Origin of the sequence: Paenibacillus paludis (assembly GCF_042610515.1) — a bacterium.
Lineage (GTDB): Bacteria > Bacillota > Bacilli > Paenibacillales > Paenibacillaceae > Paenibacillus_AQ.
The window spans coordinates 149,062-164,692 of sequence record NZ_JBGJZP010000014.1; the positions used below are offsets into that span (position 1 = coordinate 149,062).

Annotated in this window: 13 protein-coding genes and 1 other annotated feature; all 13 genes read left to right on the forward strand. The window is 54.9% G+C overall.

Annotated features, from left to right (window positions below; translation table 11 throughout):
* Positions 1-138 precede the first annotated feature (138 nt).
* The 13 genes from hemA (at position 139) to ACAN56_RS23985 (ending at position 15,105) form a co-directional block, all read left to right on the forward strand.
* A complete protein-coding gene (gene hemA, locus ACAN56_RS23925) occupies positions 139-1,530 on the forward strand; it encodes a glutamyl-tRNA reductase (RefSeq protein WP_038595736.1) in 1,392 nt (463 codons plus the stop codon).
* Between the two features lie 5 nt (positions 1,531-1,535).
* Positions 1,536-2,363, forward strand: coding sequence for a cytochrome c biogenesis protein CcsA (gene ccsA, locus ACAN56_RS23930; RefSeq protein WP_340899736.1), 828 nt, complete (start codon positions 1,536-1,538; stop codon positions 2,361-2,363).
* A gap of 5 nt (positions 2,364-2,368) precedes the next feature.
* Positions 2,369-3,016 (forward strand): precorrin-2 dehydrogenase/sirohydrochlorin ferrochelatase family protein, encoded by a 648-nt coding sequence (locus ACAN56_RS23935; RefSeq protein ID WP_379146007.1) that lies wholly within the window; start codon positions 2,369-2,371, stop codon positions 3,014-3,016.
* A gap of 317 nt (positions 3,017-3,333) precedes the next feature.
* Complete coding sequence (gene hemC / locus ACAN56_RS23940; protein ID WP_379146008.1) at positions 3,334-4,320, forward strand: hydroxymethylbilane synthase; 987 nt, start codon at positions 3,334-3,336, stop codon at positions 4,318-4,320.
* A gap of 5 nt (positions 4,321-4,325) precedes the next feature.
* Positions 4,326-5,873, forward strand: coding sequence for a uroporphyrinogen-III C-methyltransferase (gene cobA / locus ACAN56_RS23945; protein ID WP_038600555.1), 1,548 nt, complete (start codon positions 4,326-4,328; stop codon positions 5,871-5,873).
* Between the two features lie 290 nt (positions 5,874-6,163).
* Positions 6,164-6,403, forward strand: coding sequence for a hypothetical protein (locus ACAN56_RS23950; RefSeq protein ID WP_379146009.1), 240 nt, complete (start codon positions 6,164-6,166; stop codon positions 6,401-6,403).
* A 247-nt stretch (positions 6,404-6,650) separates the two neighbouring features.
* Positions 6,651-7,649, forward strand: coding sequence for a porphobilinogen synthase (hemB, locus tag ACAN56_RS23955; protein ID WP_379146010.1), 999 nt, complete (start codon positions 6,651-6,653; stop codon positions 7,647-7,649).
* 32 nt (positions 7,650-7,681) lie between these two features.
* The gene (gene hemL / locus ACAN56_RS23960; RefSeq protein WP_038595727.1) at positions 7,682-8,983 is read left to right on the forward strand and encodes a glutamate-1-semialdehyde 2,1-aminomutase; all 1,302 of its coding nucleotides are present in this window, start codon (positions 7,682-7,684) and stop codon (positions 8,981-8,983) included.
* Positions 8,983-9,927 carry an RluA family pseudouridine synthase gene (locus ACAN56_RS23965; RefSeq protein ID WP_379146012.1) on the forward strand — a complete coding sequence of 315 codons (945 nt, stop codon included), beginning with the start codon at positions 8,983-8,985 and terminating at the stop codon, positions 9,925-9,927. Before hemL ends, ACAN56_RS23965 begins: the two co-directional genes overlap by 1 nt.
* Before the next feature lie 400 nt (positions 9,928-10,327).
* A complete protein-coding gene (locus ACAN56_RS23970; RefSeq protein ID WP_038595722.1) occupies positions 10,328-10,774 on the forward strand; it encodes a hypothetical protein in 447 nt (148 codons plus the stop codon).
* Between the two features lie 164 nt (positions 10,775-10,938).
* The gene (gene ypfJ, locus ACAN56_RS23975; RefSeq protein ID WP_379146014.1) at positions 10,939-11,790 is read left to right on the forward strand and encodes a KPN_02809 family neutral zinc metallopeptidase; all 852 of its coding nucleotides are present in this window, start codon (positions 10,939-10,941) and stop codon (positions 11,788-11,790) included.
* Positions 11,791-12,126: 336 nt separating this feature from the next.
* On the forward strand, positions 12,127-13,548 hold the full coding sequence (locus ACAN56_RS23980) for a glycosyltransferase family 4 protein (RefSeq protein WP_052092266.1): 1,422 nt from the start codon (positions 12,127-12,129) through the stop codon (positions 13,546-13,548).
* A gap of 138 nt (positions 13,549-13,686) precedes the next feature.
* Positions 13,687-15,105: a LysM peptidoglycan-binding domain-containing protein gene (locus ACAN56_RS23985; protein ID WP_038595718.1), complete on the forward strand. Its 1,419-nt coding sequence runs from the start codon at positions 13,687-13,689 to the stop codon at positions 15,103-15,105.
* A 220-nt stretch (positions 15,106-15,325) separates the two neighbouring features.
* Positions 15,326-15,610 (forward strand) — a binding site (T-box leader).
* Positions 15,611-15,631 lie beyond the last annotated feature (21 nt).

Genomic DNA, 15,631 nt, shown 5'->3' on the forward strand with positions numbered 1-15,631 from the left:
GGTTTTGTAAAAAGCCCTATTTCCTTGTGATATACTTAACACAGCGATTTCGGATGTTGTGTATGACATACCTTTAAATATGGATAAACAGTGATAGTGCCTACACCACTGATTAGAGACTAGGATGGTGAACAAGCGATGCATATTGTCGTCGTTGGCCTGAATTACCGTACGGCTCCCGTAGAGGTGAGAGAGCAGTTCGCTTTTGCGGAGAAGGATCTGCCTGCGGCGCTCCATGAACTGATGCAGACCAAGAGCGTTCTGGAGGGGGTTGTCGTCGCCACCTGTAACCGGACGGAAATTTATGTGGTCGTGGACCGCCTTCATATGTGCGGATACTTCATCCGCAGCTTTATGGAGCAGTGGTTCAATGTAAAGAGTGAACAATTTGCACAGCATATGTATATATATGAAGATGAGCAGGCTATTGCCCATTTGTTCCGTGTGACCTGCGGTTTAGATTCCATGGTGATTGGTGAGACGCAGATCCTGGGACAGGTGCGCAATTCTTTTTTGACTGCCCAAGCAGAAGGCGTGACCGGTACATGGTTCAACCAGCTGTTCAAGCAGGCTGTGACGCTTGGCAAACGTGCGCATAGTGAAACTTCGATCGGCGAAAGCGCGGTTTCGGTCAGCTATGCGGCGGTGGAGCTGGGCAAGCGTATTTTCGGCATGTTCACCGGCAAAAGAGTGCTGATTCTCGGCGCCGGCAAAATGAGCGAGCTTACGGTGAAGCATCTGTACAGCAGCGGTGCGGCAGAGGTTATTGTTGCCAACCGCACGTTGTCGCGGGCGATAGAGCTGGCTGAGAAGTTCTCGGGCAAGCCGAGCACGATTGACGAGGCTTTGAAGCATCTCGATGAAGTCGATATTGTCATCAGCTCTACTGGCGCTGACGGTTTTGTGCTGACAGCGGATCAGGTGGCTGCCGGCATGAAGCGCCGTCCTTCACGGCCGCTGTTCATGATTGATATTGCCGTTCCGCGTGATATTGATCCGGCGGCGGCAAGTGTACCGGATGTGTTCCTGTATGACATTGATGATCTGGAAGGCATCGTCGAGAGCAATCTGGAGATGCGCCGCAGTGAAGCGGCCAAGATCGAGGTCATGATCGCAGAAGAGATGGAGGAATTCCAGGTATGGCTGAAGACGCTTGGCGTCAGACCGGTCATCCGCGCGCTTCAGGACAAATCGAACGGAATTTATGAAGAAACTATGGATAGTCTGTTCAACAAGCTGCCCGAGCTTGACGAACACCAGCGCAAGGTGATCCGCCGCCTGACGAAAAGTATTGTGAACCAGATGATGCATGATCCGATCAATGTGATTAAGGAACTGTCCGGCGGCAAGCAGGGTAGTGAGGCACTTGATTATTTCACGCAAATCTTTGCCCTTCAGGAGCAGCTGGGAACCGATCCGGACGGCGGCAGCCCTGCACCGGTTGAGCGGACTGACAATGAACGTTCTTCAAGCATCGACTTCAACGTGCCTAAGACGGTGTTTGCTCCGGCAGGCCTGCTGGGCGGGTGAAGAACATGCAACTGCTGAACGGAATATATGATACCGCTCTGCTGCTATATGCCCTGAGCCTGCTGTTTATTTTCTCGGATTGCCTTCGGCGTAATCCGGGCGGGAAGCGGCTAGGCACGGGGCTTCTTGTCGTTGTGGGACTGTTGCAGTCTGCCGGGCTTGCGATCCGGTTCTCCCAGGAGGGAGGACTGCCTATCTTCACCCCTTATGATTTCCTGTTCTGGTTCTCATTCAGTATCGTGCTGACTTCACTTGCGGTGGCGTACACGCGCGGAGGTGAATTCACCATCCTGCTGCTCAGCGGAGCGGGCTTCAGTGTGTTCCTGCTGAACCGGGTATGGCTGACGGCTGCGGATCATGGCCTGGAGAGCTGGAGTGCGGTGCACGGATGGCTGGCAATGCACATTATTTTAGCTAATTTGAGCTTTGGCGCACTGACACTGGGTGCGGTATTTGCGATAATGTATCTGTTCCTGCACAGTAAGCTGAAGAGCAAGAAATGGGATGACCGCGTCCGGCGTCTGCCTAGTCTGGAAACGATGGACAAATATTCGTATACATCAATACTCGCCGGGGTTCCCCTGCTGAGCGTATCGCTTGTGCTGGCGGGCATGTCCATTATCGCAGAGGGGCGGACTCCGCTGTTCCAGGATCCCAAGGTGCTGACTACACTTGTCGGGCTTGGGATTTACATAACCTATATCTTGCTGAAGCGGTCCGGCCGAAGAAGCGGGACGGTTATGGCCCGCTGGGCGATTTCGGGATACGGCTTCATTATCCTGAATTTTCTGCTGAATTCATGGTCTGATTTCCACGGCTGGGGCGGGAAGTGATGAACATGATGAATTATTTTCCGGTCATGCTGGATTTGCAGGATCAACGGGTAGTGGTGATCGGCGGCGGGGCCGTTGCCGAGCGTAAAGTAGGTCCGCTGCTGGAAGCGGGAGCGGCGGTGACCGTTGTCAGCCCCTCGTTAACGGAGAGGCTTAGCGAATTTGCAGAGAAGGGCATGCTAATCTGGGTTAGCCGCCCTTATGCTCCCGGGGATCTTGAGGGGGCCTTCCTGGTCTATGCCGCCAGCAGTGATGCGGCGGTTAATGAAGCAGTTGCACGCGAGGCCAAGGCTTTGGGCCTTCCGGTGAATGTGGCCAGCCATGCCGAGGCGGGGAACTTCATTACTCCCGGCGTGCTTCGCCGGGGGCGTCTGACGGTGGCCGTATCGACTTCGGGCGCTGGTCCTGGTGTGGCTGCGAAGATTACGGAGCAGATTGCGGAGATGCTGGGCGAGGAATACGAGCCGTACCTGGATTTTTTGCATGCGCTGCGGGTAGAGATCAAGCGGCAGGAGCCTTCAGCCGCGGTCCGTGCCCGGCTTCTGCGCAAGCTGGCCCATCTGGACGTGTTGGATGAGATCAGACAGGGTACTTTTAAAGAGTGGAGCCCGGAGACGGTTCAGGTCTGGATTGCCGCTAACCGTGAGGCATAGGTATATTGAAGATCCGCGAACGTTGGGCTGACTGCTGAAGAAGGCATAAGTTGCTGGTAGAAGTGAAAAACTTGCCAGAATGTTGCGGGAGTATCCATTGGTGGCCGAATCCGGGGAAACGCCGGGTAAATGACCGGAATGTGGCAGAACCAAGCCTTGCAGATGCCTTTGTAAAGAGCGGCTCACGGGTAAGTTCCGCTGATCTTCGGGCAAATGCGAGAAATTTGAAGGACCGGCAGGCATGCCGCTGATTGTATAAGAGTAGTATGATTGTGAGAGCAGCAAGGCACATGCAGGTTACCGGGAGGAATGTAAATATGCGCAAGATTATTGTAGGCAGCAGACAAAGCGCGCTCGCGCTGACACAGACGGGGCATGTCATTGCCGATCTGGAGCGTCTGAGTGAGGAGCACGGCTTCGGCTTCACCTTTGAAGTGCACCGGATTGTCACCAAAGGCGACCGGATTCTGGACGTCACCTTGTCCAAAGTGGGCGGCAAAGGGTTGTTCGTAAAGGAAATTGAGCAGGCCATGCTGGCCGAAGAGATCGATATGGCTGTACATAGTATGAAGGATATGCCCTCTGAACTCCCGGAAGGGCTGATTAACGGTGCTGTGCCGCGACGGGTCGATCCGCGCGACTGCCTAATCGCCACCGGAGCGACTAGTCTGGATGAGCTGCCGCAGGGTGCGCGCGTCGGCACCAGCAGCCTGCGCCGTTCCAGCCAGCTTGCCGCACTGCGGCCTGATCTGGACATTCAGCCGGTTCGCGGCAATATTGACTCAAGGCTGAAGAAGCTGGAGAGCGGTGAATTCGACGCGATCCTGCTGGCGGCTGCGGGCCTCTCACGTATGGGCTGGGAGGACCGGGTAACGGCTTATCTGCCGCCGGAGGTCTGCCTGCCTGCTGTAGGGCAGGGAGCACTCGGCATCGAATGCCGGGAGGATGACGCCGAGCTGCGGAAGCTGCTGGCACTTTATAATGATGAGCATACGGCCCTTACAGTGGCGGCGGAACGGACGTTTCTTGGCGCACTGAACGGCGGCTGCCAGGTGCCGATTGGCGCTTTTGCGGTACTGGGAGCAGAAGACAGTGGAACTGAATCCAATGAATTAGCAGGTGCTGCTGCACCGGATTCTACCCGCCGGGTCATCACATTGACCGGCATGGTGGGAACGCCGGATGGCTCAGTGATCCTGAAGGAAACCTGCACCGGGGATGATCCGGTTCAGCTTGGCGAAGAGGTCGCCAGGAAGCTTATTGCCCGGGGAGCGGAGAAGATTTTGGCGGATGTAAGGGGATGATGGAGATGAAGGGGAAAGTCTATCTTGTAGGTGCAGGTCCAGGGGACGCCAAGCTGATTACGGTGAAAGGCCTGGAGTGCATCCAGAAGGCGGATGTGCTGGTATACGACCGGCTGGCCAGCCCGAGGTTGCTGAAACATATGAAGTCCGGCGGAGAAAAAATATACGTAGGCAAGCTGCCTGACCGCCATACGATGAAGCAGGAGGAAATCAATCAGCTGCTCGTCGATTTGGCGCTTGAGGGAAAGACGGTCGTGCGGCTGAAGGGCGGGGACCCGACGATTTTTGGCCGTGTGGGTGAAGAAGCGGAGCTGCTGCGCAGACATGGCATTTATTATGAGATCGTGCCGGGCATTACCTCGGCGATCAGCGTGCCGGCATATGCCGGCATTCCGGTGACTCACCGGGATTATGCTTCCTCGCTCTCGATTATTACCGGACATGAAAGTCCGGATAAGCTGGATCATTCCATTCATTGGGATAAGGTGACGAATGCTACTGGAACACTGGTGTTTCTGATGGGCGTTGCCAAAATCGGTTATATCAGCGCCCAGCTGATCAAACACGGGCGGTCGCCGGAAACGCCGGTCGCGCTTGTCCGCTGGGGCACGCGTGCGGATCAGGAGACACTGATCGGGACACTCGCCGACATTGAGGCGAAGGTAAAGGCGGCGGATTTCCAGCCGCCTGCCGTCATCGTCGTCGGCGACGTGGTGCTGCAGCGCCAGCAGCTGATGTGGGTAGAAGCGCTGCCGCTGTTCGGCAAGCGCATTGTGGTTACACGGGCCCGCAGCCAGGCCAGCGAGCTGGTGGACCGGATCGAGGAACTGGGCGGCGAGCCGTACGAGTTCCCGGTCATTGAGACGGTCATGCCGGAAGGCGCAGAGAAGAAGGCCAAGATTGCAGAAGCGCTCGGCGCGTTATCCGCATACGACTGGGTCTTCTTCACGAGCGCGAACGGCGTGGAGTTTTTTTGGCGTCACCTGGCGGAGCTCAAGGTGGACATCCGCGGCCTGCACCGCGCGCGCATCGGCGCGGTGGGACCGGCCACAGCCGCGGCGCTGGCCCAGCGCGGGCTGGTGGCCGAGGAGCTGCCGGGAGTCTTCCAGGCAGAGGGGCTGATCGAAGCCTTCGGCTCCAGGCTGCTGCCTGGGCAGAAGGTGCTGCTGCCACGCGGCGACCTCGCGCGCGAGTGGCTGCCGGACAAGCTGAGGGAGCTGGGGCTGGAAGTGACCGAAGTGGACACCTACGAGACGGTGGTCACCGGCGAGGATGACATCGAGCTGCTTAAGCTGCTGGAGGAGAAGCGGATTCACGCGGTTACCTTCACCAGCTCTTCGACAGTGCGTAACTTCATCAGCATCCTGAAGCGGATGGGGCTTGAAGATCCGCTTCCGCTGCTGGCGGGCGTGAAGATTGCCTGCATCGGCCCCGTGACCGAAAAGACCGCCGTAGAAGCCGGTCTGACCCCGGGATTGCTCCCCGACGAGGCGACGATCGAGGGATTGGTACAGGAGCTGTGCCGCTGGAATGAAGGAACGCGGCTGCGATAATCATTTAATGGCTGACGGACGGATAGGGAAATCTAACTTAGCTGTACTTTGTACAGCTAAAATAGACTTAAATCCCTCATAAGGATGGTTAGTTGTATTCTGTACAGCTAAATTTGCCCATTTAAGCGGAAATTCGCTATTTCGGTGATTTTAGCTGTATGAAGTACAGTTAGGCGGCAAATCAGCGGGCATATTGTGAAATTAGTTGCAGAGAATGCAGTTAGCGCAATCTGCCTGTGTTTGTCTGGGTTTGCTGTGTTTGCTGGGTTAGCTGAGTTAGCTGGGTTAGCTTGGTTAGCTTGGTTGCTTGGTTTACTTGGTTTACTTGGTTTACTTGGTTTACTTGGTTAGCTGGGTTAGCTGGGTTAGCTGGGTTTGCTGGGTTAGCTGGGTTTGCTGGGTTTGTTGGGTTAGCTGGGTTAGCTGGGTTAGCTGGGTTAGCTGGGTTAGCTGAGTTAGCTGAGTTAGCTTGGTTAGCTTGGTTGCTTGGTTTACTTGGTTTACTTGGTTTACTTGGTTTACTTGGTTAGCTGGGTTAGCTGGATTAGCTGGATTAGCTGGTTTTGCTGGGTTAGCTTAGTTTGCTTAGTTTGCTTAGTTTACCCTTTGTTTGCCTGTATTTATCTGAGTTACTCTGAGTTCACCTCAGTCCGACCGGGTTCGTCTGTGACCGTATGAATGCCCCTTCCCGGGTCTCATTCAGTTCACAGCAGGGCTATTGTTCAATAGATCACTTAACGTATGTGTTTATATATCTACTATACAGGAGGATGTCCAATGAGTTTTCCAATTACACGGCACCGCCGTCTGCGCGGGACAGCCGGAATTCGCGGAATGGTGCGTGAGACGATATTAAATACGCTGGATTTCATCCAGCCGATTTTTGTTACCTATGGAACAGGTGTGAAGAATGAGATCGGCTCCATGCCGGGTGTGTATCATTTCTCGCTCGACATGCTGAAGGCCGAAGTGGATGAGATTGCTGCACTGGGCATTCCTGCTGTGCTGCTGTTTGGCATTCCTGAGACCAAGGATGCGGTCGGTTCTTCTGGTTTTGCCGATGACGGCATCGTGCAGGAAGCTACGCGGCTGATCAAGCAGTGGTATCCTGAGCTGCTGGTCGTTGCCGATACCTGCCTTTGTGAATTCACCGATCACGGCCACTGCGGTATGGTTCATACCCATACAGTAGATGGTGTCGTACACGGCGATGTCATCAACGATGCTTCGCTTGAGCTACTGACCCGTACAGCGGTATCGCAGGCCAAGGCCGGGGCGGACATTATCGCACCTTCCAACATGATGGATGGTTTCGTGCAGGCGATCCGCACCGGACTGGATGAGAATGGCTTCGAGCATGTGCCGATTATGTCCTATTCGGTAAAATATGCTTCGGCCTTCTACGGCCCGTTCCGTGAAGCCGCTGACTCTGCTCCGCAGTTCGGCAACCGCAAAACCTACCAGATGGACCCGGCCAATCTGCGGGAAGCGATCCGCGAAGCGGATTCGGATGTGCTGGAAGGTGCGGATATGCTGATGGTGAAACCGGCGCTGGCTTACCTGGATGTCATCCGGACCATCCGCGACCAGTTCGATCTGCCGCTGGTTGCCTACAATGTGAGCGGAGAATACTCCATGGTCAAAGCGGCGGCGCTGCAGGGCTGGATCGACGAGCAGGCGGTAGTACTGGAAATGTTGACCGGCATGAAGCGTGCAGGAGCGGATATTATCATTACCTATTTTGCCAAGGATGCGGCACGCTGGCTGCAGGGTTAAACTAATCAAGAATTGAACAGGAGTGAGGGACCATGGGTAATGTGCCATTGGCGCGCCGGGAAGAAGCTTCCCGTGCAGCTTTTGAAGAAGCGAAGCAGTATATTCCCGGCGGGGTGAACAGCCCGGTGCGGGCGTTCAAATCCGTAGGATTGACACCGGTTTATGTGGATCATGGCGCGGGTTCGCGCATTTACGATATCGACGGCAACAGCTTTATTGACTACGTCTGCTCGTGGGGACCGCTCATTATGGGGCATGCTCACCCAGAGGTCGTAAAGGCATTGCAGGAGACGGCGGTAAAAGGGACAAGCTTTGGCGCGCCTACGCTGCTGGAGACGGAAATGGCCAAAACAGTGGTGGAACGTGTCCCTTCGGTGGATATCGTGCGGATGGTCAACTCCGGTACGGAAGCTACTATGAGTGCGATCCGATTGGCCCGGGGAACTACCGGACGCAGCAAAATCCTCAAGTTTGAGGGCTCGTACCACGGTCATGCGGACAGCCTGCTGATCAAAGCCGGCTCCGGCGTAGCCACACTTGGTTTGCCGGATAGCCCTGGCGTGCCTGAAGGCGTAGCGGTCAACACGATCACTGTGCCGTACAATGATCTGGAAGGGGTCAAAATCGCTTTTGAACGCTATGGCAGTGAGATTGCCGCGATTATTGTTGAACCGATTGCCGGGAATATGGGCGTTGTGCCGCCGCTTCCGGGCTTCCTCGAAGGCTTGCGCAAGGTGACGACGGGTTACGGAGCACTGCTGATTTTTGATGAGGTCATGACAGGCTTCCGCGTGAACCGCAGCTGCGCTCAGGGACTGTTCGGCATTGAACCGGATCTGACCTGCTTCGGCAAAGTAATCGGCGGCGGTCTCCCCGTAGGCGCTTATGGCGGCAAAAGAGAGATTATGGAACAGATCGCCCCATCCGGCCCGATCTACCAGGCGGGTACGCTCAGCGGCAATCCGCTGGCGATGGCTTCCGGTCTCAGCACGCTGAAGCTGCTGACGCCAGAGGTGTACGACCGACTGGAGACACTCGGCGCACGTCTGGAAGCAGGTCTTAAGCGGAACAGCGCCGAGACCGGCATTCCGCTGACAATTAACCGTGTGGGCTCCATGGTCTGCCCGTTTTTTACCGAAGGTCCGGTAATCAACTTCGAAACGGCCAAAACCAGTAACCTGGATATGTTCCGCAGCTACTTCGCCAAGATGCTGGATCAGGGCATCAGTGTTCCGCCATCGCAGTTCGAAGGAATGTTCGTATCCGCTGTACACAGCGAGCAGGATATCGATGATACTATCGAAGCTCACTTGAACGCCCTGAAGTCACTGTGATGTCCGGAGCAGATAATGTATCGGTCCAGGGCGGCGGCGCCTGGACCCGGCGCGGCGAATGGCTGGAAGCCATGCCCGGCCGGGTCGTTACCGGAGCAGCTGATCCGCAGGCTGCAGTAGACCGCTGGCTGCTGGAGACGGCCGGGATGCCGGTGAAACTCCATGCCCGGCTGCGCCGCGAAGGCGGCATCCAGTGGAAGGGCGACCGGCTGCGGCTGGCGCTTTTTCCTTATCGGGAAGCGGGCATTGAGCCGGTGTGGCAGGAGCTTGAAGTGCTGTATGAGGACGACTTTTGCCTTGTTGTCCATAAGCCTGCGGGTATGGCGGTTCACCCGGACGGCAGCGGGTCAGATACAACGCTGGATCATGTTGTTGCAGCGTATTATGCCGCTTCCGGCGGTGGCGTCGCCGTGCGGCATATACACCGGTTGGACAAGGATACCACGGGTCCTGTGCTCTATGCGAAGAATGAATATGCGCAGCTTGTACTCGATGAAGACATGCGCGAGAAGGTGATATCGCGGCGGTACGCCGCGATTGTGGAGGGCGTCGTCCCGCCTGCGCTCAAGGTGATCGACGCCCCGATTGGCCGCGACCGTCATCATGCGGCGCGCAGGCGTGTGTCGCCCGGCGGACAATCCGCGGTAACGTTAATTCTTGGACGCGAGGTGCTGCAAGGCGGCACTTCGCTTAAGGTGCAGCTGGAAACCGGACGCACGCATCAGATCCGCGTACACCTCAGCCATATGGGTCATCCGCTGTACGGGGATGAGCTGTATGGCGGGCCGCGCTGGGGTTTGACAGGCAGCAGCCGTCAGGCTCTGCACGGTGAGGTGTTGGCTTTCAGCCATCCCTGGAGCAAGGAAAGGCTGGAAATAGCCGATCCATGGCCGGAGGATATGCTGCGGCTGCGGGAAGAACTGGGCGGCGGGACAACGGGCTGAGATCAGTCTGTTGGAGTTGCCTAGCGACTAAATGATCTAAAGACAATCACATTTTATAATGCAACTATAAAGAGACCCGAGGCTGAAGGAGCTGCACCCTATTTGTGAGACGAGGTGCAGTTCCGACTCCCACCTTGGCGTCTTTTTTTGTTGTATGGAAAATTAACAATTACAAATGTGAATAAGTCGCAAACTTGAAGATGTGAATCCGCGAATGAGAGGTACAAGTACCTCCGAATTGGTGGAAGGTGAGCGATTTGGCGAAATGAGAGGTACAAGTACCTCCGATCCGCGGAAAGCCCGGTGTCGCCCCCTTCAAGCTCCAGCCGTGCTAAATATTTAACGGATGATACATTTATGCGTCTCGGTTCGTCTTTCTAATAAAGGAGATGGACGTCAGATGAAATGGAACAGAATCTCTGTAACGATAGCCGTCTTCGATGCGGTTTTAATAATTGCCGGGAGTATTACTGCAGCTACTGTCGGTTCGGATGTTGTGAAACTGATTCAGCAATTTGGCAGTTTTACTGTGACCGTAGACAATCAATCCGATTACGATCTGTTTTCTGTCGAGACAGGGGTCCTTACGAGCGATTCCGCTGGCCAAGTTATTGAGAGCAGTTCCAAGGAAAGCTTCGAGCAAGGGATATCCAGTGGAAGAAAGGTGAAAATCAGCCCTGAGCTAAGCCTTTCCGGCGAAGGCGGAATTTATCTTAAGTATACCGATCCAAGAGATGAGGACTCGCCGAAAACGGTCGGGATATGTTCGTATACCGAAAGCTTATCCGGCCATTCCAAGGTCATCATTACAAATGATGATGTAAGTGTTGAAGAAAATTGCAGCTAAATTAGTGTTGCCGCCGTGTTTCTACTTTCTTGTCCCCCTTATTTCCCGCCCGCCCAGCAAGTGGAAGTGCCAATCTGCCGTTTTTGGGTATAACACTAATAAGATAGATACCCTTACGAAATGCAGCTTGGCACATTAACGATCCTACGACTGGGGGCATAGCCATGAAATGGCAGGGAAGAAGAGGCAGTTCGAATGTGGAGGACCGCAGAGGCAGAGGCGGGGGCGGCGGGAAGGTCATCGGCGGCGGGATCGGCGGAATTATTCTTGTAGTGATTGTAACACTGCTCAGCGGGGGCAATGCCGGGGATATATTAGGGAACCTGACATCCAGCGTTACCAATTCTTCAGCTCCTTATGAGCAGACAGCTGAGGAGCAGGAGCTTTCCGAATTTGTATCCGTGGTTCTTGCCGACACCGAGGAGGTGTGGGGTGAGATTTTTAAGCAGCAGGGAATGACCTATGAGGATCCGACGCTTGTAATGTACAGCGGCAGTGTGGATTCTGCCTGCGGAACGGCCACTTCGGCAGTTGGACCGTTTTATTGTCCCGGGGACGCCAAGCTGTATATTGATCTGAGCTTCTATGATGAGCTGCAGCAGCGCTTCCAGGCGCCGGGCGACTTCGCGATGGCTTATGTCATTGCCCACGAGGTGGGCCATCATGTACAGACCCTGCTGGGCACGTCGAAGCAGCTGAATTCGCTTCGCCAGAGCCTGAGCGAGAAGGAATTCAATAAATATCAGGTCCGGTTCGAGCTGCAGGCCGATTATCTGGCCGGAGTCTGGGCCAATCACGCCCAGGGCATGAACCTGCTGGAAGAAGGCGATCTGGAGGAGGCTCTGACGGCGGCGAGTGCGGTCGGCGATGACACGATCCAGAAGCAGGCACAAGGATATGCGGTGCCGGACAGCTTCACCCACGGGTCTTCGGAGCAGCGGAAACGCTGGTTCTACAAAGGTTTTAACTCCGGTACCATTGAAGGCGGAGATACTTTTAACGCTGCCCAGCTATAGAATATGAGAGGGCAAAGTGTCAGCCGCTCAACCCGGAGAACCATCCATCCCCCTGTGCGGGAGCGAGCTAAGCCAAGTATAAATAAGCCTGCAGACAGAGCCGTTACGGCCTCGTCTACAGGCTTTTATTCTTTGGAGGAAAGCCGTTTCCTTCCGGGCTTTTTGGATTTCAGCAGCTGGTCGGCAGACCTACTTCTATTAACGGGCAGGTGCTTTTTTTCATAGAAAGAGACTGTTGCCCATGCCTTATAGCCAGCGCTGGTCATATAATACTTTGTTAACGCGGAGCAGGCTGCTCCTCATGAAATGAATTCTACAAGCCGGGGAGAGGGGTTCATGAAAATACTGCTGGTCACCTACTGGGGACTCACTAATATGGGCGGAATCTGGACGTATATGAAACAGCTCTCAGACAAGCTGAGCGAGCAGGGGCATTCTGTTACGCTGATGGGAAGCCATGTAGAGAGCAATACGTTATATTTGCTGAACAAGGAGAGCTATTTTGATAAAAATGCATACTATAACACGCTGCTGCCTTATCTCGATCCTCAGCGGTTTCCGCATCTGTACCTGGAGCATGGCATCTTCAGTTTTGAAATTGGCCGTTATGTGTTTGAGGCGGGAGCGTCTGTGCTCGGTCTGGAGGACTATGATCTCATCCACACCCAGGATCCCATCTCCACTTACGCGCTGCGGCGGGTGATGAAAAATCGGGTGCCGCTGGTGTCCAGCATTCACGGGGCATTGGCCCGGGAGTCGTATTACGAGTATAAGGGGATTGAACCGGAGCTTACGAAGGAGAAATATGAGAGCCGGCCGATTTGGAGCTATTTCCGCCGGATTGAGCAGCTTGGCGCACATGCCGCCGATCTGATCCTGGTCTCTTCAAAATGGATCGGTCAACTGGTGAATGAGCTCGGCGTCACTCCGGAGCGGATTCATACGCTGCCTTACGGGATCAACCTGGAGCAGTACAATGACAAGGCGGCATTGCCTTCCCCGGTACAGCTTGGCGGGGGACATAAAGTTATTATGTACGCCGGCCGTTTCGAGTACATCAAGGGCGTGCATGTGTTGATCGGCGCACTGGGTCTGGTGCATCGCAGCCGTCAGGACTGGGTCTGCGTCTTAGCCGGGAGCGGTAGTCTCCTGGAAGAGCTGAGATCACAGGCGGCAGCGCTGGGGATTCAGGGACATCTGTTGTTTGTGGGTAATTTGGACAATATCCCGGCCACGTTGCAGCAGGCCGATATCTATGTGCAGCCCAGCCTGCAGGATACGCAGCCCTACTCGGTCACAGAAGCCCAGCTTGCCGGTATTGCACCGATTGTGGCTGGGACGACGGGGATGCCGGAAATGGTTAAGCACGGGGAAACAGGCTGGATCTTTCCTGCGGAAGATTCAGGGGGGCTGGCGGAGCTGCTGCTTCTGCTGCTAGGTGATGATGAACTGCGCGGGCGGACAGGAAACCAGGCGAGAAAATGGGCGGTCCGTTGCCGCTCGCTGGATGTCATGGCGGAAGGAACGCTTAAGGTGTACCGCAAAGCGGTGGGAAAGCAAGCCTTGTGTAGAGGGGGGACCGGAGGCGAAATGCTGGCGGTGGAAAAGGAAGCCGGAGCGATTCAGGGAGCTTTTCATCCGGCTGATTTGCTGGGCAGCGTTACCCCCGGCAATCCACTGGTACCGGTTCTGCGGAGCAGGCTGCCGCTGGATTATTCCGTTCCCGATGCCCGTATTTTTGGTTTTGACAAGCAATAAGAGACGGCCGCTCTGATGAAGTGTCCAAAGTTGTCATGCCTTTCTGATTGAAGCATATACATGAGAGGAGTAACATTTTGGGCTTATGCTCTGGGCTTGTCTCGGGGTTAGATTATGCCAAGAAGGAGGACATTTCCCGTGTTTGACCAGTCCCACGGTTTGCGGTTTGATATTTATGAACGCATCCACCTTTCGGAAGAACTTCCGGGAATCGCTGAACTGGAAGAGGTGGAGCTGATTCCGGAAATCCAGGTGATTCAGCGGGAGGACCGGGCCGAGCTGTACGGACAGCTTCTGCTCACCGGACTCTACCGGGGTGAGAATGACCGGACGGAACGTCTGGAGCATGCCATTCCTGTTGAAATCACAGTACCGCTGACCCGGGTCAGCTCACTTGAAGACATAGGGGTGGAGATCGAGAATTTCGATATCGACCTGCTTACGATGCGTACGGTCAATATAACTGGTGTACTCTCGCTGCGGGGAATCGGGGGAGCGGAGACGCAGCCCGCCTGGCAGCAGGAGGAGTACACGGCAGCTTATTCACCTGACGAGGAAAAACAGGCCACGGGGGTTAGGGTAGAGGCCAAGGAGCATGAGAACGATGCCTTGTATGAAAACTCAGTGTGGACTTATGGCGAAGGCACCGCAGAGAATTTCGCTGAGGAGCATGAGTTTGCCCACAGTGGCCCTGAAGCTGCTGTGAATCCGCTGTTTTTGGAAGGCACTGTGTTCACCCACCAGCCTGCTGCATCCCCACCGGCCCAACAGAAGGACAAGGAAGTGAAGGTACGGACACACAGCTTTGATAGCCCGCAGGGGATATCAGCAGCCGGAACCGCGAACAACGAACCTGTTTCGGGTCACTTCTTCGGGGCACAAGGGAGAGCGGAGCAGGCCGTCCCGGCCGATGGAAATCAGGCTGGCTATACAAATCCCTTTAACAGTTCTGACATTGCCAAAGTATCAGGCACCGAAAGTTCAGGCAGCACAAAGGACATTTCGGATGCTGCCGCTGAGAATACAGCCGCGGAGGTGCATGCGTCCCATCAGGAAGAAGAGGATTTCTCTGCTGAAAATGGGGACTATGCGGCACTTTTTGCTCAGGATAGCTCCGTATCTCACGCTGATCAGGAGAACGCGGGCGAAGGCGTGATCTCTAAGGAAGCAGCACCTCCGCAGGAGGAGAAGCCGGATCTCAAGGTTGCCCTGGGAAGCAAGAGAGAAGAAGATATTCCCGCGAAGGAGCATCTTACCTTCTCTTCCCTGCTCAGCTCCAGCCGCTCCCGCAAGGAACAGGAGGAGCTTATCGCCGAGGATACAGCTGCGGCGGCGCCTGTTCCGGACTCCGGCCGTGACGGGGAATGGAAAAGCCGCTTTATCGGTGGCTTAAACGGCAAGGATCTGTTCCGTAAAGTGCGTCTCTGCATTGTCCAGCGTGAAGAAACAATCGATACTATAGCGGAGAAATATCAGCTCAGTGCAAGAGAGCTTGTCATGTACAACCGTCTTTCCGGTCAGAATGTGGAGGAAGGCCAAGTTTTGTATATCCCTTAAGAGATGCCGGCAGGCGCATCGGTGTCAGAATCCCGATCGGATGAGATCGGGATTTTTTGTATTTCTGTCCTCTGAGCTGAGATTAAGGATGAACATCAGGGGTTCGAATCAGGCGAAGGGGGCTGATTTTAGAAATGGGCGGTATAAGTCCCGCAGTTTGTGTGTATGCTGGTTGACTAGGAATAGTACTAAATGTATTATTGGATTAAGTAAATTCTTAATAAAGACTGGGAACGGGAAGAGTAGGCGGTCAGCCCTTCAGAGAGCGGAACTATAAATTGCTGTGAGTTTCCGCAGGATGCAGCCACCGAAGTCGCCCCGGAGTTGCCCCTCTGAGCTTGTCTTCAGATTCATGAAGCACAGGTTAGGAAGTGGCCGGTTGCAGCCGTTATCTGCGTGAGTGTCGCGCTAAGTTTCCGGAACCTATGGGACCGGAACGGTGGTTTATTTTTTATTGGCGCGAAACAAAGGTGGTACCGCGAAAGAATGGCCTTTCGTCCTTTGAGACGAAGGGCCTTTTTGTATT